Genomic DNA, 21,616 nt, shown 5'->3' with positions numbered 1-21,616 from the left:
AGTCCGGACCAACTTCCGGATCACATCTCGTTCATGGATCCTACAAAGCAAACCCACAGCGGCCAGGACTTTTCCGTCCCGGAGGACGCGGACGGTGCCGGTCAGCCGAACTCGGCCGCCACCACTTCCGCGATCTGCGCGGTGTTCAGCGCGGCGCCCTTGCGCAGGTTGTCCCCGCAGACGAAGAGTTCGAGCGCCGTCGGGTCGTCCAGCGCGCGGCGCACCCGTCCGACCCAGGTCGGGTCGGTGCCGACCACGTCGGCGGGGGTGGGGAACTCGCCCGCGGCCGGGTTGTCGAAGAGGACGACGCCGGGCGCGGTGGCCAGGATCTCCCGGGCCCGGTCCACCGTGACCTCGCCCTCGAAGCGGGCGTGGACGGTCAGGGAGTGCGTGGTGATCACGGGGACGCGGACGCAGGTCACGGCCACCGGCAGGTGCGGCAGCCCGAGGATCTTGCGGGACTCGTCCCGTACCTTCATCTCCTCCGAGGACCAGCCGTCCTCGCGCAGCGACCCGGCCCACGGTACGACGTTCAGCGCGACCGGCTCCGGGAACGGTCCGGTGTCGTCGCCGACGGCCCGCCGCACGTCGCCCGGGTGGGTCCCCAGTTCGGTGCCGGCGACCAGGGACAGTTGCCGGCGCAGCGTCTCGACGCCGTCCCGTCCCGCCCCGCTCACCGCCTGGTACGACGAGACGACCAGCTCGCGCAGCCCGAACTCGGCGTGCAGCGCGCCCAGCGCCACGATCATGGACAGCGTGGTGCAGTTGGGGTTGGCGACGATCCCGCGGGGCCGCATCCGCACCGCGTGTCGATTGACCTCGGGCACGACCAGCGGGACGTCCGGGTCCATCCGGAAGGCGCCGGAGTTGTCGACCACCACCACGCCCTTGGCTGCGGCGATCGGCGCCCACTGGGCGGAGACCTCGTCGGGCACGTCGAACATGGCGACGTCGACCCCGTCGAAGGCCTCCTCGGTGAGCGCGACGACCTCGACCTCCTCACCGCGCACGGTCAGCTTGCGGCCGGCGGAGCGCGGTGAGGCGATCAAGCGGATGTCGCCCCAGACGTCCGCGTGCTGGGACAGGATCTGGAGCATGACAGCACCGACGGCGCCGGTCGCTCCGACGACGGCCAGGGTGGGCCGCCCGGTGCGCCCGGCGCCTTGGATGTCGGACATCAGCGCCCGGTGCCCCCGTAGACGACGGCCTCGTCGCTGTCGGAGTCGAGCCCGAAGGCGGTGTGCACGGCGCGGACGGCCTCGTTCACGTCGTCCTTGCGGGTGACGACCGAGATGCGGATCTCGGAGGTCGAGATCAGCTCGATGTTCACGCCGGCGTCGGACAGCGCGGTGAAGAAGTCGGCGGTGACGCCCGGGTTGCTCTTCATACCGGCGCCGACCAGGGAGATCTTGCCGATCTGGTCGTCGTAGCGCAGCGAGTCGAAGCCGATGCCGGCCCGGCTCTTCTCCAGCGCGTCGATGGCCTTGCGGCCCTCGGTCTTCGGCAGGGTGAAGGAGATGTCCGTGAGGCCGGTGGAGGCCGCGGACACGTTCTGCACGACCATGTCGATGTTGACCTGGGCGTCGGCGATCGCGCGGAAGATCGCGGCCGCCTCTCCCGGCTTGTCCGGCACACCGACGACCGTGACCTTGGCCTCCGAGGTGTCGTGCGCGACACCGGAGATGAGGGCCTGCTCCACCTGCTTTTCCCCTTGCTGCTGTGACGATCGAACGCGCGGCTCGCTGCTGACCCAGGTGCCCTGGAGTCCGCTGAAGCTGGACCGGACGTGGATCGGGATGTCGTACCGGCGGGCGTACTCCACACAACGGTGGAGCAGCACCTTGGAGCCGGAGGCCGCCAGCTCCAGCATGTCCTCGAAGGAGATCCAGTCGATCTTCTTCGCCTTCTTCACCACGCGCGGGTCGGCGGTGAACACGCCGTCGACGTCGGTGTAGATCTCGCAGACGTCCGCGTCGAGCGCGGCGGCGAGGGCGACGGCCGTGGTGTCGGACCCGCCGCGGCCCAGCGTGGTGATGTCCTTGCTGTCCTGGCTGACGCCCTGGAAGCCGGCCACGATGGCGACGTTGCCCTCGTCCACCGAGGTGCGGATGCGTCCCGGCGTGACGTCGATGATCCGGGCCTTGTTGTGGACCGAGTCGGTGATGACTCCGGCCTGGCTGCCGGTGAACGACTGGGCCTCGTGGCCCAGGTTTTTGATCGCCATGGCCAGCAGCGCCATGGAGATACGCTCCCCGGCGGTCAGCAGCATGTCGAGTTCGCGCCCGGCAGGGATCGGGGATACCTGCTCGGCGAGATCGATCAGCTCGTCCGTCGTGTCGCCCATCGCGGAAACGACGGCGACCACCTGGTTGCCGTTCTTCTTCGCTTCCACGATCCGCTTGGCGACGCGCTTGATGCCCTCGGCATCGGCTACGGAGGAGCCTCCGTACTTCTGCACGACAAGGCCCACGTGCGCTCCTCGCTCAGTCCGTCTCTTTCCGCACGTACGTATATGTACTGCGGTCGGCTCATTTTACCGAGCGTCCGGATTCCACCACTGCGGTATCGCATGATGAGACCCGGGTACTCGCTCAGGCTGGCTCATGCCCAGGTGGGGACGCGTCACTCGGGAAAGTGCGGTGAGTCACACGTTCACAAAGGTCTGTGCGCTGTGTAGAACCCGAAGTCGGGCGCGGGGCAACCCTTGGGGCCCGTGGTGAGTCTGAGGTCCGTGGCGCGCGGTGCGCCATGCCCTGGGGAGGATCACCGCCTTGTCTCACGTACGCCCGTCCGGACGGCGCCTCACGGCTGCCGTCACCGTTGTCCTCGCCGTCACCGCGGGGCTGACCGGCACGTCCGGCCCTGCCGGGGCCGCGCCCTCCGCGCCGGTCTCCGCGCCGGTCTCGGCCGGAGGACTCCAGGCGGCGGCCGACTCCGTCGCCCCGTTCCCGGCCGATCGGGAACTCACCAGCGTGACCGCGTCCGGCTACGTGGTCAGGGACTCGGCCATGCGCCAGAGGTCCTGGGTGCGGGCCTCGGACGGGGCGGTGACCGAGCTGGGTGAGGTCGCCGTACGGGCCACCGGGCACGGGGACCTGGTCGCGCTGATCGGCGATCCCGGGGTCGAGGTGCGGGATCTGGCCACCGGCAGGACCGTACTGAGCGTCCCCACCGCGCCGGCCGAGGGGGTCGACTACGCGGGCGCCGCGGGGCAGGCCGTCTTCACCACGGATCGGGACGCGACGGGCGGGAGCGAACTGCGGATGCACACCGCGGACGGCTCAGCACCGGTGACGGGACTGCCGCAGGACGCGCGCAACCACTTCATCGCGACCAGCACCTCCGCCGACGCCCTGGTCAGGTACACGACGGGCTCATCGGAACGGCGTCTGGGACTGCTGGACCTGGCCACCGGCGCCGTGACGGAACCCGACCTGTCGAACGCGACCCACGTGGCCAATGACATCGCCCTCTCCGCGACCCACGTCGCCTGGGTCGAGCGGGACGACGCGAAGACCAACGTGGTGGTGCGCGACCGCGACACAGGGCGGAACCAGCGGATCCCCATGGGTGACAACTTGTCCCCGTACCTCGAGATCGGTCTTCAGGGCGACTACCTGACCTACGCCAGAAAGGGCGGACTCACCGCCGGGGCACCGGATCCGCTGCACCCCCTGACCGCCTACAGCCTCAAGGACGGGACCACGACCGAACTCTTGGACCACGTCGTCTCGGCCGACACCTCCCCCTCCGGTGTGCTTCACGTCCGCGGCGGTACGGTCGCGGAGGGCGAAGGGGTCTACCGCGTCGCCCCCGGCTCGGACGGCGCCGCCCCGACCGCGACCCTCGTCGCGAGCACCGGCGAGCCGACCGAGCTCGCTCTCGGCCGTCACGACGTCCCGTCGGTGATCGACTTCAGCCCGAACGGCACCGCCGTGCCCATGGTCTGGAACCTGTCGCGTCCCAACGCCGAACTGAAGGTCACCCTGCGCCACGACCGCACGGGGAAGACCGCCGAGTTCACCATGCGGCACGTGACGGCGGCGAGGTTCTCCATAGCCTGGAACGGCGACCTCGACCAAGGGTCCCTGAGCGCCTACAACGGTGACTACACGTGGGAGATCGCGGCCCGTCCGCTCAACGACATCGGCCCGACGCTCACCCGCTCCGGCACCTTCAAGGTCGTCCGCTCGGTGGCCTCTCCGCACGACTTCACCGACAACGGCAGCCCGGACCTCCTGGCACGGGACTCCTCGGGCCGGCTCTGGCGGGACGACGCGCACTACACGCGCGAGGGCGGACTGAGCCACACGGGCAGCAGCGGCGGCGGCCTCGTCGGCGGCGGCTGGAACACTTACGACCAGATCGAGGCGGGCGGTGACCTGGGCGGCGCCGCGCACGGCGACCTGGTCGCGCGTGACAAGGCGGGCGTCCTCTGGCTCTACCTGAGCAAGGGCGACGGCACCTTCGCCACCCGCACCCGCGTCGGCGGTGGCTGGGGCGTCTACGACAAGATCGCCGCTGGGAGTGACGTCACCAACGACGGCAAGTCCGACCTCCTGGCCACCGACAGGAGCGGCGTCCTGTGGCTGTACAAGGGCACCGGCGACTGGCGCGCGCCCTTCGCCGGGCGCGTCAAGGCGGGTACGGGCTACGGCGCCTACGACCAGATCACCGCGACCGGAGACATCGGCGGCGCGGCGACCGGCGACCTGGTCGCCCGCGACGCGGCAGGCGTCCTCTGGCTCCACCTCGGCAGGGGCGACGGCACGTTCGCCGCCCGCACACGCATCGGTGGTGGCTGGAACACCTACCAGGAGACCGTCGGCATCGGCGACGCGAACCACGACGGGCACCCCGACCTGTTCGCCCACGGCAGCAACGGCACGAGGTACTTCTACGCGGGCACCGGCGACTGGCGCGCCCCCTTCGCCGCCCGCGAGGCCTCCACCCTGTTCCCGGGGCAGCAGAACGTCACGTCGGTGTCCTGACCGGGTCGGGCTCAGTCCCCCGGCGCCCGTTCCGTCCTCGGTCGCAGGCCGCCCGCCGCGCGTACCTCCGCCGCGCGGCGGGGGACGTCCACCCACGTGTACACGGCGTCTGCGTCCGGGGCGGCCAGGAACGTGTCCGGCACGTACCCGGGCTCCACGGCCCCTGCCTCCTCGGCGGCCTCGGCCGCGTCGAACTCGGCGTAGCAGTCCGGGCACATGCCGCCCTTGATCGTCGTCGTCAGCTCGTCCGCGTCGCAGGACATGCAGCAGATCACCGCGCGGGTCACACGGGCCCGGCGCGGGGCGGCCTTCTGACGGACCTTCAGCTTCTTGGGGGGCATCCTGTTCTCCAGTCGGTTGCGGGCAAGACCGCCCGGGTTGTTCACGGTCGCGGGGAGGTTCTCGGTCACCGCGCGGGTGATGTCCTGCGGCGTCGCCCCGCGCGACAGCCACTCCTCCGCCAGCGAGGCGAGGGACCGGCAGTCGGCTTCGGACAGGGACATACGGGCGTCCGCCTCGCGCAGTGCGGCGAGGGCGAGGTACGAGGTCCCGCCCTCGGAGGCGGACTCGGGATGGGGGTCGGGCTGCGCGGCGGCCTGCGGTTCCGGCAGCTCGGGCTCCTCCGTGCGGGCCAGGCCGGGGCGGTGGTCGGCCGACACGATCCGGCCGTTGCGCTCCCGCGCGAACTCCTCCCACCACGCCTCCGACCTGCGCGTACGCGACCAGTACGTCCGCGTGACCCACCGCATGGTGTGGTCCTCGACGGTGATGTGCTCCCTGATCCAGCGCAGGTGGCCGGCCACGGCGAGGCGGTTGAGGGACGTACGCATCGCCTGCTGGCCGTAGCGGGGGGGCTGCGCCGCGAGCACCTTGTGGCCCATCGCGTGTCCGTCGTCGAGGTGGTCGACGAAGACGGCGATCTCGGCCTCACGCGGGGGCAGGTGTGCGAAGTCCGGGTCGGCGTGCGGGTCCTCGTCACCTGCGGGGCGTTTTCCGTAGCCCGCATTGGCCATCGGGTGGGACGGGGACGGCAGGGCGGACTAGGGTTGGCGGAAGCCACCATCGAAAGGTCTCGATTCGATGCGTCGGTGAGGCCCCGGAGTTGGTGTTGGAGCACCGCCGGGGCCGACTTATTCAGTGGGCACTTGCCGCGAACCTAGAGTGACTTCACTCAGCGACGCAAGCCGATCACGGATCGTCACCCGTACGAGGTATGCCGCCTCAACTCACCTGCGGACTTGGTGGGTTGGGTATGTCAACCAGACCAGAAGACCAGGGGAAGAGCCCGAATGCCGAGGCTCGAGCTCCGGGCCGAACTGCGGCGATGAACGCCGACCACGCCGGGGCGGAGACGTGGAGTGATCATGGGGCCCATCCCCGCGCTGAAGGGGGCATGCTCGAAGGGCAGCACCTGCAACTCGACGTTCCGAAGCCGTGAGGGACGCGCAGAGCGGCCTCGTAGACGGTGAACGCGCAAGCCACCGGCGGCTTGCGTTCCGTGAGCATCACCTGCCGCTCCGACCTGCCCGTGATCCGCTCCTCCACCGTCTCCTCGTCGAGGGGCGGAACTCGGCTCTCGATGAGAGACCGCATGTATCCCGGAGTCCGCAAGAGGCCGGGAATCAGCCCGGACTCGTACGACCGGTAGGTGATCGCCTCCCTCTCCCGCTCCACGAGCTCCTGCGCCCGCCTCACGTCGGCATCCGTACGCCCTGTTCGGGAGCTGGTCGCCGACTGGCTCGTCGAGGCGACGGACGAGGACGCGGGGCCCATCGTGTGCGAGGGGAGCGGTGAGCGGTGGGTCTACTTCCTGCTGGCGCCCGGGGCGGTCGCGGCGTACGACTGGCCGCTCGGCGTGCAGCGGCACAGCGGCGGGACCCGGACCGTCACCTACATCGGCATCCCGGCGCTGGAGGGCAACACGTGGCCCCTGCGCTGGTACAGCGTGCCGACGGCGACCGCGCCGCATGTGTGCGCGGCGGTCCGTGTCACGTGACCGGGCGCAGGCCCAGCGGGCCGGCGATCTCCTCCACCATGACCCGGCCGGCCTCCCGCTCCAGGGCGTCGTCGCCGAGGTCCTGGTCGGTGTCGAGGCCGTCCAGCTCCTCCAGGGGCTGGTTGAGACGGACGTGGGCCACCACGGACTGGAGCGCCCGCAGGGTCGCGGAGGCCGTGGAGCCCCAGTTGGAGAAGTAGGAGAACTGCCACCACCACAGGGCCTCCGTGGTGCGGCCCGCCTTGTAGTGGGCCATGCCGTGGCGGAGGTCGGTGATGACGTCGGTGAGGTCGTCGGAGATACGGGCCGGGACCGGGGCCTTGCGCGGCTCGTAGGGGTCGAAGACCTCGGAGTAGACGTCGATCGGTTCGAGGAGGCGGGCGAGGTTCTCGCGGAGGTCGTCCACGTCCAGCTCCGGGCCCGGATCGGGCTCGTAGCGCTCGTCGGGGACGATGTCCTCGTGGGCGCCGAGACGGCCTCCGGCCAGCATCAGCTGGGAGACCTCCAGGAGGAGGAAGGGGACCGCCGAGTCCGGCTCGTCGCCCTTGGCGACCTCGGTGACGGCGACCAGGAAACTCTCGATCTGGTCGGCGATCTGGACGGCGAAGTCGTCGGGGTTCTGGTTCGTCGCGTGCAGCGTGGCGTCAGACATCTAGGAGTCGTCTCCCCTCGAAGGCGCGGCCGAGGGTCACCTCGTCCGCGTATTCCAGGTCGCCGCCCACCGGGAGGCCGCTGGCCAGGCGGGTGACCTTGAGGCCCATGGGCTTGATCATGCGGGCGAGGTACGTGGCCGTGGCCTCGCCCTCCAGATTCGGGTCCGTGGCCAGGATCAGTTCCGTGACGGTGCCGTCCGCGAGGCGGGCCAGCAGTTCACGGATGCGGAGGTCGTCGGGGCCGACTCCGTCGATCGGGCTGATCGCGCCGCCGAGCACGTGGTAGCGGCCCCGGAACTCGCGGGTGCGCTCGATGGCGACGACGTCCTTCGGCTCCTCCACCACGCAGATGACGGACGGGTCGCGACGCGGGTCGCGACAGATGGTGCACTGCTCCTCCTGCGCGACGTTCCCGCAGGTGGCGCAGAAGCGGACCTTGGCCTTCACTTCCATGAGGGCCTGGGCGAGCCGCCGTACGTCGGTCGGTTCCGCCTGGAGGATGTGGAAGGCGATCCGCTGCGCGCTCTTGGGACCGACGCCGGGCAGCCGCCCCAGTTCGTCGATGAGGTCCTGGACCACGCCTTCGTACAACGGACTGCCGTCCTTCCTGAGATACCTGCACTACGTACGGTAGAGGGCTTTGCCCGGTCTGAGAAAGGCGGGCGGGCACGGCGGGCTCAGAAGGGCAGGCCCGGGATGCCGCTGCCGCCGCCCAGGCCCTGGGCGAGGGGGCCGAGCTTCTGCTGCTGGAGGTTCTGCGCGTTCTCGTTGGCCGCCTGGACGGCGGCGACGACCAGGTCGGCGAGGGTCTCGGTGTCCTCCGGGTCCACCGCCTTCGGGTCGATCACGAGGCCGCGCAGCTCGCCGGAGCCGGTGACGGTGGCCTTGACCAGGCCGCCGCCCGCCTGCCCGTCGACCTCGGTCCTCGCCAGTTCCTCCTGGGCCTGGGCGAGGTCCTGCTGCATCTTCTGGGCCTGCTGAAGCAGCTGCTGCATGTTGGGCTGGCCACCACCGGGGATCACGTTCAGCTCCTGTCGCCGCTGTTGCCGCGGGGTCGCCGCGGGTTTTGCCGTTCGGCACGAGCCTACGTGGTCCGGGCGGCCCTCGCCCCAGCACTCTTTCGAGTGATATCGAGCGCTCCCTCTACCTGATCAAGGCCCTCTTCCGGGCGGAAAAGCGGCTGAACCCGGGGCTCGGCCACCCGTTGGGCGGTAGGAAGGTTCCGGCGCATGAGGTCTTCAGGTCCTCACGGACGGTGATCAGTAGGGAGTGCGGGTGGGTCAGCCGGAGATGCAGCCCGAGGGGCCGCCGCACGACGGGCGGGGCAGCGAGGGGGCGGCCGGGCTGCGGCCGGGCGACCTGACCGGTCGGGCGTTCCCCCTGGGGGACTGGGCACTGCCCGCGGAGCGGCTGGACGAGCTGTACCGGTGGGTGGAGCGGGGCGCGCTGGACACGGCCGCCTGGTACCTGGCGGACCGGCTCTGGAAGCGGCGGAGCGCCGTGGCGCTGCGCGGCGGAGCCGCCACCGGGGCGGTCGCCGGGGCCGCGCTGCCCCTGCTGGACATGTCGGGGCTGGTGGGCGGAGCCGCGCCCTGGGGGTATCTGGCGCTGCTGTTCGGAGTGGCGTGCGTGGCCGCGGACCGGTACTTCGGGGTCACGTCCGGGTGGATGCGGGACGTGGCGACGGCACAGGCGGTGCAGCGGCGGCTCCAGGTGCTCCAGTTCGACTGGGCGTCGGAGAGCGTGCGCGAGGTGCTGGGGCCGGCGGACGGGACGGCGAGCGAGGCGGCCGAGCGGTGCCTGCTGGTGCTGCGCCGCTTCTCTGAGGACATGACGGACCTGGTGCGGGCGGAGACCGCGGACTGGATGGTCGACTTCCGGTCCGGCGCGGCGCCACTGGGTCTCCAGTCGGGGGTGGCCGGCGGGGCGGGCCGCGCGGAGGCGGGCGGCTTCGCCGGGCCCGGCCGGTTCTCGGTGACGCCGAACGGCGCCCGGCCGAACATGCCCAGGCAGCGGCCGCCGGAGCCGCGCTGAGGTGCGGCGGTGACCTGCCCGCCGTCCGCCCCCGCGCGCGGAGCGGCAACTTCCGTGCCGCGTACACGCGCAGACCGGCGACGGCGACCTCGTGGTGCTCTGCCTGGGCGACAGCCTGGCGCGCGTCGATCCGCGGGCCGGTGTGAGCAGCGGTGAGCCGGTGCCTCTGGAGCGCGGCCCCTCGGAGCGCGGCCCCTTCGCACCGACCGGTCGGCTCGCCGCCAGGCCGGACCATCCCCACCAGGTGGCGGTCGTGACCGGCACGTGGCGGGACAGCGGCCGGATCGAGGTGGGGGACGTCCGCCGCGGCACCCGGGAGGCCCGGCTGGAGAGAGGGCCCTGAGCTATTCGCCGGGATCCGCCGGGGACGGAGCCGACGCGGGACTGTACTCCCGCGAGGACGCGGAACCGCTCGGCGTCCCCGCCCGTCCGGCTGAGACGTCCGGGACGCCGCAGCCGGACGCGCGGGCCGCTCAGTCCCGGCGGTAGGTCAGCTTCTCGTCGGTGCCCGTGTTGGTGCGCTCCAGGGTGCCGTCGGGCAGGAGTCTGACCCGGGAGGGGTCGCCCGGGGTGCAGGTGGCGGCGGGGCCCACCGCCACCGTGGAGGGGCCGATGTCCAGCGGGCCGTCGGAGTCCGGGGCGTCGCTGAGCTCGGCCTCGAAGACGCAGTGGTAGGTGCCGTTGCCCGCGGGGCCGTCGGCGACGAGGGACAGGACCGTGTCGCCCACGTCGCCCTGCTGGATGGTCAGGTGCCGGGTGTGGACACCGGAGGCGTTGTCGATGGTGGTGGACCACGTGCCCAGGTACGCCGTGGGGATGGTGCCGTCCTGGGTCGTCGGCGTGGTGGGGTCGGTCGTCGGCTGGTCGGCTTCCGTCGTCGGAGCGGAGCCGTCCGTGCTGGGGCCCGGGTCCAGGGAGGCGCCGACCGTGGAGCCCCCCGCGCTGCCGCCGTCGGTCCGACTGCCGTCGTCGTCGCCGCTCATCAGCGCGTAGACCGAGCCGCCGGCACCCAGCGCGACGACCAGGGCGACCGCGACCAGCACCGCGGTGGAGCGGCCCCTGCGGGACGGCTCGTGCGGGGGGCCGTACGCGGGCGGAGGGCCGTAGGGCGGGGTCGAGCCGAGGCCACCGCCGTACGGGTGGTGGCCGGGTGGGGGTGTCCCGGGGTAGCCGTGGGCCGGGGCGTAACCGTGGGCGGGCGGCTGGGGCAGGGGGTGGCCGTGGGCGGGCGGGGGCGTCGGCGGGCTCTGGCCCGCGACCAGGGTGGGGAGGTGGTTCAGCGGGGTGCCGGCACTGCCCGGCTCGCGGGGTGGCGGCGGGCCGTCCGGCGTCGCGGCCGGTTCCCGCTGCGGGGGCGGGGGCGCGGCCGGGCCGTCCGGCGCCGGGCCGGCCGTCGGGGCGGCGCCCGGGCCGCCTGCTCCTGGTGCCCCCGGTGCCTCCGGGTCCTCGGTGTCCAGCAGCCGTACCGCGTGCCGGCCGAGCTGGGCCACCAGCGCGCCGGGCAGCCACGGGTCGCGGGAGCGGCCGTCGGCGACCGTGTCCTGCGCGCCCGTACGCGCCAGGACCTCGGCGAGGCCGGGGCGCGCGGCGGGGTCCTTCTTCAGGCAGTCGCGGACGAGGTCGGCGATGCCCTCCGGCACGGCCTCCAGGTCGGGCTCCTCCTGCGCGATGCGGAACATCAGGGCGTGCACACCGCTGTCGGTGGTGCCGAAGGGCAGCCGGCCGGTGGCGGCGTAGGCGAGGACGGAACCGAGGCAGAAGACGTCGCAGGCGGGCGTGATCCGGTCGCCGCGCACCTGCTCGGGTGCCATGAAGCCGGGTGAGCCGACGAGCGCGCCGGTGCGGGTGAGTCCGCCGTCGGTCACCGTCTGCAGGGCCCGCGCGATGCCGAAGTCGATGACGCGGGGGCCGTCGATGGTGACGAGGACGTTGGACGGCTTGAGGTCGCGGTGGATGATCCCGGCGGCGTGGATGTCCTGGAGGGCGTGGGCGAGCCCGGCCGCCAGGGTCCGCACCGAGCGCTCCGGCAGGGCGCCGTGGTCGTGGCCCACGACCTGCTGGAGGCTGGGCCCGGCGACGTACCCGGTGGCGACCCAGGGCACGGCCGCCTCGGTGTCGGCGTCCAGGACGGGCGCCGTCCAGTACCCGCCGACCCGGCGCGCGGACTCGACCTCCTGCCGGAAGCGCTGCCGGAACTCCTCCTGCGCGGCCAGTTCCGTGCGCACCAGCTTCACGGCGACCGTGCGCCCGCGGTCCGAGCGGGCCAGGTAGACATGGCCCATGCCGCCCGCGCCGAGCCGCCCCAGCAGCCGGTAGGCACCGATGTGCCGCGGGTCCCCGCCCCCGAGTTTCTGCATGTTGCGCCGCCTTCCCCCCGAACGTGAGCAACAGACCGAGGATAGTGCGGGGCGGCGCCACCGGTGAGCCGGTCTTCTCGACCTCTTGTCTACGGTTCCGTAACGGACGGGCCGCTCATCTCGTCCAGCGCCTTCGACAGCCGTTCCACGGCCTCGACCGCCTCGGCCAGCTCCGCCATGGAGCCGTACGCCCCGGCCAGCCGGCCGGCGAGGGCGGCGTGCCCGGGGTCGATGCGGGCGACGGCCGCGTAGCCGGCCTCGGTCGGCGCGAGAAGCTTGGCGCGGCGGTGGGCCGGGTTGGGCCGGTACTCGGCGAGCCCGCCCTCCACCAGCAGGTCGGCGACGCGCTGCACGCTCTGCCGGGTGATGCCCATCGCCCGCGCGACACCGGAGACGGGCAGCGGCTCGCGCAGCACCGCGCCGAGGACCTGCCAGCGGGCGGCGGTGAGCCCGGCGGGGCGGGCCAGTTCCTCGGCGACCGCGAGGAACTGGCCGTTGAGCCTGAAGGCGCCGAGCGCGGCGCGGCTGAGCAGGTCCTGCCTCTCCCGGTCGCTCACGCGGCGCCCGCCTCCGCCAGCACGGCGTAGGCCTCCGGGTCGGAGTCGTGGAACAGCCGGTACCAGGCGTCCAGCAGCTCGCCCTCGTACGCCCCGAGCAGGCCGAGGATCTCGCGGGCGAAGGCGACCGGCTCGGTGGGCCCCGCGGTGATCAGGCCGCCGTCGGTGACCGCGTCGGCCTCCACGTACCGCGTGCCGCCCGCGTAGCCGGTGGCCGCCAGGTAGAAGGGGACGGCGCTGGTGTGCGCGCGGTCGTCGAGCAGGCCCTCGCGGGCCAGTCCGGCGGTGGCGCCGCAGATGGCGGCGACGGGCACCCCGGCGTCCAGGAAGGCGCGGGCGGTGCGGGCGAAGGGGGTGAGGTCGCTCGACGTGTCCCACAGGTCGGCGCCCGGGAGGATCAGCAGGGAGCTGTCCTCGGGACGCAGGCCGGACAGGGCGAGGTCGGGCCGGACGCGCAGGCCGCCGACGCTCGTGACGGGGGAGGTGGAGAGGGCGACGGTGTGGACCGGGAAGCCGGCCCGGGCCAGGTGGGCCGTCGCGTGGCCGGTCTCCCAGTCGGCCAGGGTGTCGTACACGGCGAGGTGGACGGGCTTGCGGGTGCCGTTCATGTCTCCTCCTGGGAGCACGGTTCCATATGACAGAAGACTGTCATTAAGGCAGCATGCTGTCAATGAACCCCGGCCCGGCTCGTCGACAACCTGTCGCGGAAAGCTCGCGACCACAGACAGGACGCCGATTCCGTTTCCGCATCGCGGACATCTACGCTCGGCCGCATGACCCCTCAGCCCGACCCCCAGACCGGCGCCGCCGTGAAGGCCGCGGACCGCGCGCACGTCTTCCACTCCTGGTCCGCGCAGCAGCTCATCGACCCGCTCGCCGTCGCCGGCGCCGAGGGGTCGTACTTCTGGGACTACGAAGGGAAGCGGTACCTCGACCTCGCCAGCGGTCTCGTCTACACCAACATCGGCTACCAGCACCCCAAGGTCGTCGCCGCGATCCAGGAGCAGGCCGCGCGGATGACGACCTTCGCGCCCGCGTTCGCCGTCGAGGCGCGCTCGGAGGCGGCACGGCTGATCGCCGAGCGGACGCCGGGCGACCTGGACAAGATCTTCTTCACCAACGGCGGCGCGGACGCCGTGGAGCACGCCGTGCGCATGGCCCGGCTGCACACCGGCCGGCCCAAGGTGCTGTCGGCGTACCGCTCGTACCACGGCGGCACCCAGCAGGCGGTCAACCTCACCGGCGACCCGCGCCGCTGGGCCTCGGACAGCGGCACGGCCGGTGTCGTGCACTTCTGGGCGCCCTTCCTGTACCGCTCGCGCTTCTACGCCGAGACCGAGGAGCAGGAGTGCGCGCGGGCGCTGGAGCACCTGGAGACGACGATCGCCTTCGAGGGCCCGGCCTCCGTCGCCGCGATCATCCTGGAGACGGTGCCGGGCACGGCCGGGATCATGCTGCCGCCTGCCGGTTACCTCGCCGGGGTGCGCGAGATCTGCGACAAGTACGGGATCGTGTTCGTGCTCGACGAGGTCATGGCCGGCTTCGGGCGCACCGGCACGTGGTTCGCCGCCGACCTGTACGACGTGGTGCCCGACCTGATGACCTTCGCCAAGGGCGTGAACTCGGGCTACGTCCCGCTGGGCGGCGTCGCGATCTCCGCGCGGATCGCCGAGACCTTCGCCGAGCGGCCCTACCCGGGCGGACTGACCTACTCCGGGCACCCGCTGGCCTGCGCCGCCGCCGTCGCCACGATCAACGTGATGGAGGAGGAGGGCATCGTCGCGCACGCCGCCCGGCTCGGCGCCGAGGTCGTCGGGCCGGCGCTGCGGGAGCTGGCCGAGCGCCACCCGAGCGTGGGCGAGGTGCGCGGGGTCGGGATGTTCTGGGCGCTGGAACTGGTGAAGAACCGGGACACCCGGGAGCCGCTGGTCCCCTACAACGCGACCGGGCAGGCCGCCACCCCGATGAACGCCTTCGCCGCCTCCGCCAAGGCGCACGGCGTGTGGCCCTTCGTGAACATGAACCGCACCCATGTCGTGCCGCCGTGCAACGTCTCCGAGGCGGAGCTGAAGGAGGGCCTGGTGGCCCTGGACACGGCACTGTCCGTGGCGGACGAGTACACGGAGTAGAGCGCCTGCCCGCAGGCGGGCAGGAACGGGAGCCGAACGCGTAAGGTGGCGTGCTCGTACACGGTAGTCATGTGTGCGAGCACGCCACCGTCCTGTGTGCGGGCACGCCACGGCCGCGTGCGCGAGTACGCCCCCCGGACGCGACGAGGAGACCGCCCGACCATGCCCGGCCCCAGCGGCGGTGCCGCCGTCACCCGCAGCACCCTGCGGCAGCAGATCGCCGACGCGCTCCGCGACGAGGTGCTCGCCGGGCGGCTCCGGCCGGGACAGGAGTTCACGGTCAAGGAGATCGCCGACCAGTACGGGGTGTCCGCGACGCCCGTGCGCGAAGCGCTGGTCGACCTGTCGGCACAGGGGCTGCTCGACGCCGACCACCACCGCGGCTTCCGCGTCCACGAGTACTCGGTCGACGACTTCCGGAGCATGATCGAGGCCCGCAGCCTCGTCACCGACGGGATGTTCCTCGCTCTCCTCGCCGACCGGCCGGAGGGGCCGAGTCCGGACGACCCGCGAATCGCCGCCGCGCTCGCCGGTGTCCGCCGCCGCGGCGAGGAGGCCCAGCGGGCCGCCGCGGCCGGGGAACTGACCGTCCTCATCGGCTACGACCTGCGCTACTGGCGCGAGCTGGCCCTCCTGTTCGGCAACCGCCACCTCGCCGACTTCCTGCACCGGCTGCGGGTGCAGAGCTGGGTGTGCACGGTGCAGCACCTGCGCCGGCTCAGCGACCTGCGGGGCGCCCTGTGGTCCGGGCACACCGAACTGGTCGACGCCCTCGCCCGCCTCGACGCCCCGGCCGCCCGCTCCCTCGTCGACGCGTACAACGCCCACTCGCTCGCCCTCATCGAGCGGCTCGCCGACGGCTGACCCGGGGCCCGCCGGCGGATGACCACCGCCCGACGTGTCGTGGTCCGGCCCCAGATGGGTATGGGACCTGCACGCACCGCGCACCGACTACGCTTTCCGACCACCGCGCCCGATCACCGCGCCCGATCACCGTGCTCGACCGTCGCCCTTGACCACCATGCTGTGTGAGGAGCCCTCTTTTGGCCTGTGACCTGTGGCTGGTACCGCTCGTCGACGTCTTGTGCCACACGCCGGACAACCCGTTCGCCGAGGAACTCGCGCAGTACGACAAGGTGCTCGCCGAGGCCGGGCTGCCGCCGGTGCCGGTGTACCAGTACATGCCGGGACTGACCGGTGAGGTCGCCCCGGTGGCCGGTTTCGACTACGACGCGCTGCACTTCCTGCGCCGGGCGTACCTGCTCCGGCTGTGCGGGCTGCCGGTGACGCCTGTGGACGAACTCGGCGGTGACTACGAGCAGTTGCTGGAGATGTTCGAGTCGACGGCCCAGCGCTCGCACCTGGTCTGGCACTACGACCACGCGGGCGCCTACGTGCCCGTCGACTTCCCGCACCCGCTCGCCAGCGACGAACTCCTCGCCGGGGGCGGCCCCCTGGGCTCCTCGCACACCCTGCTGCGGGAACTGGAGGCCGTCGCCCCGGCCCTCGGCATCGACCCGGCGAACCCGCCCGCGCCGCCGAGCCCGCCGCTCGCCCCGACGGAACTGGAGGAACCGGCCGTGCCCGCACCGCACGACTCCAGCCCCTTCGCCCGGGAGCGCCACGTGTGGCTGGGCCTGCACGCGGCGGCCACGCGGAGCCTGGCCCAGGGGTCGATGATCGTCTTCAGCTGACCGGTCGCCTCCGGTCAGCCGAGCCGGGACAGGCCCGTCGCCAGGTCGTCGGCGTTCATGATCGGACAGACCTCGACGTCGGCGTTCATCTCCATGAGGAACGGTTCGCCGATCGGAGGCAACTGGGAGCTCTCCTGCATGTCGAGGACGAGCAGGGCCGTGCGGCGGCCGCCGAGGGTGCCGAAGTAGGCGGCCTCCGGCCCGATGCGGTCGAGCATCTCCTTCATCATCCCCGGCATCCTGCCGCTGCGGATCAGCTCGTTCGACTTCTCCGTGTCCAGCGTCGCCTTGAGCAGCACGCGCATCGCACTCACCTTCTTCTGCCGACGCGTCGTGTACATCCTCAGCCTATGCCCGAGATGTGCAGCTCGCTCAGGCGGTCGGGCTCCGCGACGACGTCGATGCCGGTGATGAGCCCGTCGTCCGCGAAGGTGAAGCGGAGGACCACGCGCAGCCTGCCGTTCTCGGCCATCGCCAGGCCCAGCCGGCCGTCCACGAGGAGCACGCCGGTGAACCGGGCGCGGGCCATCGAGGCCATCGCGCCCCGGGCGACCGGCTCCACGCCGGTGATCTCGACGGGTGCGGGCGTCGGCACGACCGCCGCGTCCGCGCGCAGCACGACGTCCGGGTGGAGCAGGGCGACCAGGGCGTCGAAGTCGCCGCCGCGGGTGGCCGCCAGATAGGCGTCGACCGCGCGGCGGCGGCGGGGCGCGTCGGCGTCGGGCGCGGGCACGCCCCGCACCCGGCGGCGGGCGCGGCTCGCCAGCTGCCGGGTGGCCGCGGGGGTCTTGCCGACCATCGCTGCGATGTCGTCGAAGGGCACGTCGAACATGTCGTGCAGGACGAAGGCCAGCCGCTCGGCCGGTCCCAGGGTGTCCAGGACGATCAGCAGGGCGATGCCCACCTCGTCGGCGAGCTGCACCTCCTCCGCGGGATCGGCGGTGCGCGCGCCGGGCGGGGCGGTGGCGGGCCGGCGGTCCGTGCCGTCGTCCAGGGGGTCCTCGCGGCGGGTGTCGCGGGCGCGCAGCATGTTGAGGCAGACCCGGGCGACGACGGTGGTGAGCCAGGCGGAAGGTTTCTCCACCCCGGAGGTGTCCGCGCGGTCGGCGCGCAGCCAGGCGTCCTGGAGGGCGTCGTCGGCCTCGCCGAGGGAACCGAGGATGCGGTACGCGACGGCGCGCAACCGGGGGCGGTCCTGCTCGAAACGCTCTGCCATCGCATCGGATCGTCCGGGCACCGTACGGCTTCCTTCCGCGTCGTCGGGGGCCGGGCGGGTCCGGCGGGTCCGGCTGGGGCACCCCAGTGAACCACTCCGGTGGCCCGCTCCCTCAGCGGATCAAGGAAATTCCGGGCGGCCACAGCACCCCGTCCGCCAGCAGCAGCGCCGGCCCCAGATGGACGGGGCACACCCGCAGCGGCACCCTCCGGTGCCGGGCCACCTCGAAACGGACGGGGTCGCCGCAGTCCCCCGGGTCGGCCTCGACGCCGTACGGGCCCTGACAGGAAGCGGCGCGGTCACGGTCGGTCATGCCCCGATCCGACACCACGCCTGGCGGCGGCGCTCGGCGGAGGGGGCCGAACGGCAGGCGGAACCTGTCCGACGGGCCCTAGACGACGTCGGCGTCCTGCAGGCCGACGCACTTGCGCTTCTGCGGGAGCCACTTCACGGCGGGGTCCAGCGCGGTGAGGATGCCGCCGACCTCCTCGCGCGGTCCGGTGTACGTGAACTCCACGGCCGGTGAGCGGCCGTAGGTGCGCAGGACGCTCACGCCGTCGCGCTTGAGCCGCTCCTCGTCCAGCACCCAGTCGACACCGTCGACGGTGACGCAGAGGTTGATGTTGGGCGGCAGTTCCTCGGCGCCGCAGCGGAAGACCGCCGCCTGCCCGCCCCAGGCCGCGACCCCTTCCCCGAGGGTCCAGTCGCGCGAGGCGCCGGGTATGTCGTCGGGCAGGCGGGAGACGACCTCGTCGCACTGGGCGTGGTCCGCGTGCGGGGCGGCGGAGACGCGGTGGCCGTCGACGTAGAGGAGTCCGCCGGTCACGGCGACGACCGCGACGGTCAGCCAGATCCACATCCGGACGGAGGGCTTCCCGCGCAGGCCGACGGGCAGGGGGTTACCGATCCGCATGTTCCGCTCGCTCCGCGCCGTTCCGTCCACTGCTGGTACCGGCCAGCGTAGCCGCCGCCCGGATGCCGACGGCCGGGGCCCCGTGCGGGGGTCCCGGCCGTCGGGCGGTCCGTGGTGCCTACAGGAACGAGTTGATCTCGATCGTCTCGTCCCGGCCCGGTCCCACGCCGATCGCGGAGATCGGGGCGCCGGACATCTCCTCCAGCGCCTTCACGTACGCCTGGGCGTTCTTCGGCAGCTCGGAGAAGGACTTCGCCTTGCTGATGTCCTCGCTCCAGCCCGGCAGCATCTCGTAGACCGGCTTCGCGTGGTGGAAGTCGGACTGCGAGTACGGCAGCTCCTCGACGCGCTTGCCGTCGATCTCGTACGCCACGCAGACCGGGATCTGCTCCCAGCCGGTGAGGACGTCGAGCTTGGTGAGGAAGAAGTCGGTGAGGCCGTTGACGCGGGTCGCGTAGCGGGCGATGACCGCGTCGAACCAGCCGCAGCGCCGGTCGCGGCCGGTGGTGACACCGCGCTCGCCGCCGATGCGGCGCAGGGCCTCGCCGTCCTCGTCGAACAGCTCCGTCGGGAACGGGCCGGCGCCGACACGCGTCGTGTACGCCTTGAGGATGCCGATGACCCGGCTGATCTTCGTCGGGCCCACGCCGGCGCCGGTGCAGGCGCCGCCCGCGGTCGGGTTCGACGAGGTCACGAAGGGATACGTGCCGTGGTCGATGTCCAGGAGCGTGCCCTGGCCGCCCTCGAAGAGGACCACCTTGTCGTCGTCGAGGGCCTGGTTGAGGACCAGGACGGTGTCGGCGACGTACGGGCGGAGCTTGTCCGCGTAGCCCAGCAGCTCCCCGACCACCTGCTCGACGGCGATCGCGCGCCGGTTGTAGAGCTTGGTGAGCATCTGGTTCTTGGCGTCGAGCGCCGCCTCGACCTTCTGGGTGAGGATCGACTCGTCGTAGAGGTCCTGGACGCGGATGCCGACACGGTTGATCTTGTCGGCGTAGGTCGGACCGATGCCGCGGCCGGTGGTGCCGATCTTGCGCTTGCCGAGGAAGCGTTCCGTCACCTTGTCGACGGTCACGTTGTACGGCGTGATGATGTGCGCGTTTCCGCTGATCAGGAGCTTGGACGTGTCGACGCCGCGCTCGTTCAGCCCGCTCAGCTCGGAGAACAGGACCGACGGGTCGACAACGACACCGTTACCGATGACCGGCGTACAGCCGGGAGACAGGATTCCGGAAGGGAGCAGGTGGAGGGCGTACTTCTGATCGCCCACGACTACCGTGTGGCCGGCGTTGTTGCCGCCCTGGTAGCGCACCACATAGTCGACGGAACCACCGAGCAGGTCCGTCGCCTTTCCCTTGCCTTCGTCACCCCACTGAGCACCGAGCAGCACAAGTGCGGGCACGCGCGTACACCCCTTCCGGGCGGGGCATGTCCATGGTCGAGGGCGTACGCGGTGGGTTTCCGCCACGTACACCGCGACCGTCGTTGGCCGCCAACCGTCGGACCGGATGCCCCGGAATAGACGAAGCCCCTGGCGCAATAGCGCAAGGGGCTCTTGCACAAAGATGCTACCCGAGGAAGCGAGGCATGGCCGAGGTGGCGACTTCCGCGAACTCTTCCGCGACATCCTCAGCGAGGCCCGATCAGCTTCTGGTGGTCGTCGATCCGGTCGCCCGGCGCACCGACGGGGAGTCCGTCCGGATCGCGAAAGACGTGCTCAGCGCGGGTGCGGCGAACACGAAGGTGTGTCTGCCGGAGAGCCCGGAGGAGTTCGCCCGGGCGTTGCGGCGGCGGGGTTCGCGACGGCCCGTCGTGGTCGGTGACGACCGCGCGCTGCTGCGCGCCGTGGCCCTGCTGCACCGGCACCGGGAGCTGGCGGGGTGCGCCCTGTCCGTGGTGCCGGTGGGGCCGGTGCTGGGCCTCACCCGGTCGCTCGGGCTGCCGTCGGGCGCGGTGGCGGCGGCCCGGTCGGTGCTGGACGGGGCGGAACGGCGCCTGGACCTGCTCGTCGACGACAGCGACGGGGTGGTGCTGGGGGCGGTGGGGATCCCGCCGGTCGCCGGGCAGCGGGACGCGGGGGCGGCGCGGCCGGGGGCCGGGACGGGCGCGTCCGCCTCGACCGGGGGGCACCACTGGCTGCGGACCTGCCAGTCCCTCGTACGGACCCTGGCGCCCTCGCGGCCGGCCCGGGGCACGGTGACCGTGGGGGCGGCCGGTCCGGCCCGGCTGCGGGTGGAGGTCGACGGGGTGACGCTGGTGGATCTGGACCGGCCGGTGGAGGCGGTCTCGGTGGTGCCGGGCACCGGCGGGGTGGCCGTGGTGGAGGTGCGGCCGTCGTCGGTGGACGCGGAGGCGCCGGCGCTGACGGCGACCGGCCTGACGGTGACCGTGTCGGGAGCGCACTTCCGCTACCGGGCCGACGCGGTCGTCTCGGGGCCGGTGCGGACGCGCACCTGGACGGTGCGCGAGGGGGCGTGGGGGCTGACGCTGCCGGTGGGGTGAGGGTGGGGACCAGGGGCTCTCAGTCCCGTCCGAACCGCTCTTCCCGGTGCACCCGCCAGCGCTCCATCATCGCCGCGACCTCGCCGTCGACGAACTCGAAGAACGCCAGCGTCTCGGCCATCCGGCGGCCCGCCGGGGTCCCGGCGCCGAGGCTGGCGACCCCCTCGCGCAGCGCGCTCTCCCACCGCTTCACGATGGCCTCGCGGTTGGTGAGGGCCTCGTACCACTGGTTGCTGTGCACGCGGTACCGCTCCCGCCGTGAGCCGGGTTCGCGCTCGCGCGAGACCATGTGCTGCTGCGCGAGGTAACGGACGGCGCCCGAGACGGCGGCCGGGCTGACCTGAAGCCGTTCGCCGAGTTCGGCCGAGGTCAGCGAACCCGAGTCGGAGGCGAGCAGGGCCGCGAAGACACGGGCCGGCATCCGCTGCACACCGGCCTCGACGAGCTGGGCGGCGAAGCCCTCCACGAACTTCGACACCGCCTCGGGGTCGCGCTCCCGTTCCGCGGCCGGTGCCGCCCCCGCCGTCTCCGTCAGCTCCTTCGCTTCCCTCATCCTTCGATCATCCCTCACTTC

Annotated in this window: 24 protein-coding genes; 8 read left to right on the top strand and 16 right to left on the bottom strand. The window is 72.4% G+C overall.

The window, feature by feature from the left end:
- Positions 1–101: 101 nt before the first annotated feature.
- Together ACZ6EG_RS10070 and ACZ6EG_RS10065 are read right to left on the bottom strand one after the other, a co-directional pair.
- Entirely contained in the window at positions 102–1,178 is a 1,077-nt protein-coding gene (locus ACZ6EG_RS10070; RefSeq protein ID WP_391970772.1) for an aspartate-semialdehyde dehydrogenase, read from the bottom strand.
- On the bottom strand, positions 1,178–2,470 hold the full coding sequence (locus tag ACZ6EG_RS10065; protein WP_356602277.1) for an aspartate kinase: 1,293 nt from the start codon (positions 2,468–2,470) through the stop codon (positions 1,178–1,180). Before ACZ6EG_RS10065 ends, ACZ6EG_RS10070 begins: the two co-directional genes overlap by 1 nt.
- Positions 2,471–2,771: 301 nt before the next feature.
- On the opposite strand from ACZ6EG_RS10065, the gene ACZ6EG_RS10060 reads away from it, so the two are divergent.
- Positions 2,772–4,991: an FG-GAP repeat domain-containing protein gene (locus ACZ6EG_RS10060; RefSeq protein WP_469603198.1), complete on the top strand. Its 2,220-nt coding sequence runs from the start codon at positions 2,772–2,774 to the stop codon at positions 4,989–4,991.
- Between the two features lie 11 nt (positions 4,992–5,002).
- On the opposite strand, the gene ACZ6EG_RS10055 is transcribed toward ACZ6EG_RS10060, so the two are convergent.
- Positions 5,003–6,004: a hypothetical protein gene (locus tag ACZ6EG_RS10055; RefSeq protein WP_469603196.1), complete on the bottom strand. Its 1,002-nt coding sequence runs from the start codon at positions 6,002–6,004 to the stop codon at positions 5,003–5,005.
- 349 nt (positions 6,005–6,353) lie between these two features.
- Positions 6,354–6,665 carry a Scr1 family TA system antitoxin-like transcriptional regulator gene (locus ACZ6EG_RS10050; RefSeq protein WP_469603193.1) on the bottom strand — a complete coding sequence of 104 codons (312 nt, stop codon included), beginning with the start codon at positions 6,663–6,665 and terminating at the stop codon, positions 6,354–6,356.
- Between ACZ6EG_RS10050 and ACZ6EG_RS10045 the strand changes: the two genes are divergently transcribed.
- Positions 6,640–6,987 carry a hypothetical protein gene (locus ACZ6EG_RS10045; protein ID WP_469603190.1) on the top strand — a complete coding sequence of 116 codons (348 nt, stop codon included), beginning with the start codon at positions 6,640–6,642 and terminating at the stop codon, positions 6,985–6,987. The genes ACZ6EG_RS10050 and ACZ6EG_RS10045 overlap by 26 nt on opposite strands.
- Here ACZ6EG_RS10045 and ACZ6EG_RS10040 read toward each other — a convergent pair.
- The 3 genes from ACZ6EG_RS10040 to ACZ6EG_RS10030 form a co-directional block, all read right to left on the bottom strand.
- Positions 6,980–7,639: a DUF5063 domain-containing protein gene (locus ACZ6EG_RS10040; RefSeq protein ID WP_225637804.1), complete on the bottom strand. Its 660-nt coding sequence runs from the start codon at positions 7,637–7,639 to the stop codon at positions 6,980–6,982. The two genes, ACZ6EG_RS10045 and ACZ6EG_RS10040, sit on opposite strands and share 8 nt — an antisense overlap.
- Positions 7,632–8,231, bottom strand: a complete 600-nt coding sequence (gene recR / locus ACZ6EG_RS10035; protein WP_391970778.1) for a recombination mediator RecR — start codon at positions 8,229–8,231, stop codon at positions 7,632–7,634. The genes ACZ6EG_RS10040 and recR overlap by 8 nt, the downstream gene beginning before the upstream one ends.
- A gap of 86 nt (positions 8,232–8,317) precedes the next feature.
- Entirely contained in the window at positions 8,318–8,662 is a 345-nt protein-coding gene (locus tag ACZ6EG_RS10030; RefSeq protein WP_356602293.1) for a YbaB/EbfC family nucleoid-associated protein, read from the bottom strand.
- A 253-nt stretch (positions 8,663–8,915) separates the two neighbouring features.
- On the opposite strand from ACZ6EG_RS10030, the gene ACZ6EG_RS10025 reads away from it, so the two are divergent.
- A complete protein-coding gene (locus ACZ6EG_RS10025; RefSeq protein WP_391970780.1) occupies positions 8,916–9,674 on the top strand; it encodes an SLATT domain-containing protein in 759 nt (252 codons plus the stop codon).
- 91 nt (positions 9,675–9,765) lie between these two features.
- Positions 9,766–10,017 carry a hypothetical protein gene (locus ACZ6EG_RS10020; protein WP_469603185.1) on the top strand — a complete coding sequence of 84 codons (252 nt, stop codon included), beginning with the start codon at positions 9,766–9,768 and terminating at the stop codon, positions 10,015–10,017.
- 130 nt (positions 10,018–10,147) lie between these two features.
- On the opposite strand, the gene ACZ6EG_RS10015 is transcribed toward ACZ6EG_RS10020, so the two are convergent.
- From ACZ6EG_RS10015 to ACZ6EG_RS10005, 3 genes are all read right to left on the bottom strand, one after another.
- A complete protein-coding gene (locus tag ACZ6EG_RS10015; RefSeq protein WP_391970782.1) occupies positions 10,148–12,031 on the bottom strand; it encodes a serine/threonine-protein kinase in 1,884 nt (627 codons plus the stop codon).
- An 89-nt stretch (positions 12,032–12,120) separates the two neighbouring features.
- Positions 12,121–12,588: a MarR family winged helix-turn-helix transcriptional regulator gene (locus ACZ6EG_RS10010; protein ID WP_391970783.1), complete on the bottom strand. Its 468-nt coding sequence runs from the start codon at positions 12,586–12,588 to the stop codon at positions 12,121–12,123.
- On the bottom strand, positions 12,585–13,196 hold the full coding sequence (locus ACZ6EG_RS10005; protein WP_469603181.1) for a DJ-1/PfpI family protein: 612 nt from the start codon (positions 13,194–13,196) through the stop codon (positions 12,585–12,587). The genes ACZ6EG_RS10010 and ACZ6EG_RS10005 overlap by 4 nt, the downstream gene beginning before the upstream one ends.
- 165 nt (positions 13,197–13,361) lie before the next feature.
- Here ACZ6EG_RS10005 and ACZ6EG_RS10000 point away from each other — a divergent pair, with 165 nt between their 5' ends.
- From ACZ6EG_RS10000 to ACZ6EG_RS09990, 3 genes are all read left to right on the top strand, one after another.
- On the top strand, positions 13,362–14,717 hold the full coding sequence (locus tag ACZ6EG_RS10000; RefSeq protein ID WP_391970785.1) for an aspartate aminotransferase family protein: 1,356 nt from the start codon (positions 13,362–13,364) through the stop codon (positions 14,715–14,717).
- A 162-nt stretch (positions 14,718–14,879) separates the two neighbouring features.
- Entirely contained in the window at positions 14,880–15,581 is a 702-nt protein-coding gene (locus tag ACZ6EG_RS09995) for a GntR family transcriptional regulator (RefSeq protein ID WP_391970786.1), read from the top strand.
- Positions 15,582–15,760: 179 nt separating this feature from the next.
- Positions 15,761–16,411 (top strand): hypothetical protein, encoded by a 651-nt coding sequence (locus ACZ6EG_RS09990; RefSeq protein ID WP_356602307.1) that lies wholly within the window; start codon positions 15,761–15,763, stop codon positions 16,409–16,411.
- A gap of 14 nt (positions 16,412–16,425) precedes the next feature.
- Here the strand turns inward: ACZ6EG_RS09990 and ACZ6EG_RS09985 are convergent, their stop codons facing one another.
- The 5 genes from ACZ6EG_RS09985 to ACZ6EG_RS09965 form a co-directional block, all read right to left on the bottom strand.
- Positions 16,426–16,716: a hypothetical protein gene (locus ACZ6EG_RS09985; protein ID WP_391970917.1), complete on the bottom strand. Its 291-nt coding sequence runs from the start codon at positions 16,714–16,716 to the stop codon at positions 16,426–16,428.
- A 38-nt stretch (positions 16,717–16,754) separates the two neighbouring features.
- Positions 16,755–17,627, bottom strand: coding sequence for a sigma-70 family RNA polymerase sigma factor (locus ACZ6EG_RS09980; RefSeq protein WP_469603176.1), 873 nt, complete (start codon positions 17,625–17,627; stop codon positions 16,755–16,757).
- Between the two features lie 112 nt (positions 17,628–17,739).
- Positions 17,740–17,940 (bottom strand): hypothetical protein, encoded by a 201-nt coding sequence (locus ACZ6EG_RS09975; RefSeq protein ID WP_356602313.1) that lies wholly within the window; start codon positions 17,938–17,940, stop codon positions 17,740–17,742.
- Between the two features lie 78 nt (positions 17,941–18,018).
- Complete coding sequence (locus ACZ6EG_RS09970) at positions 18,019–18,540, bottom strand: DUF3515 family protein (protein WP_469603173.1); 522 nt, start codon at positions 18,538–18,540, stop codon at positions 18,019–18,021.
- A 118-nt stretch (positions 18,541–18,658) separates the two neighbouring features.
- Positions 18,659–19,942 (bottom strand): adenylosuccinate synthase, encoded by a 1,284-nt coding sequence (locus tag ACZ6EG_RS09965; RefSeq protein WP_356602317.1) that lies wholly within the window; start codon positions 19,940–19,942, stop codon positions 18,659–18,661.
- Between the two features lie 185 nt (positions 19,943–20,127).
- On the opposite strand from ACZ6EG_RS09965, the gene ACZ6EG_RS09960 reads away from it, so the two are divergent.
- Positions 20,128–21,042 (top strand): diacylglycerol kinase, encoded by a 915-nt coding sequence (locus ACZ6EG_RS09960; protein WP_391970789.1) that lies wholly within the window; start codon positions 20,128–20,130, stop codon positions 21,040–21,042.
- Between the two features lie 19 nt (positions 21,043–21,061).
- Here the strand turns inward: ACZ6EG_RS09960 and ACZ6EG_RS09955 are convergent, their stop codons facing one another.
- Positions 21,062–21,595 carry a GbsR/MarR family transcriptional regulator gene (locus tag ACZ6EG_RS09955; protein WP_391970790.1) on the bottom strand — a complete coding sequence of 178 codons (534 nt, stop codon included), beginning with the start codon at positions 21,593–21,595 and terminating at the stop codon, positions 21,062–21,064.
- Between the last annotated feature and the right edge of the window lie 21 nt (positions 21,596–21,616).

This window comes from Streptomyces sp. NPDC041968, assembly GCF_055589025.1.
This window is presented reverse-complemented; position numbering and strand designations above follow the sequence as displayed.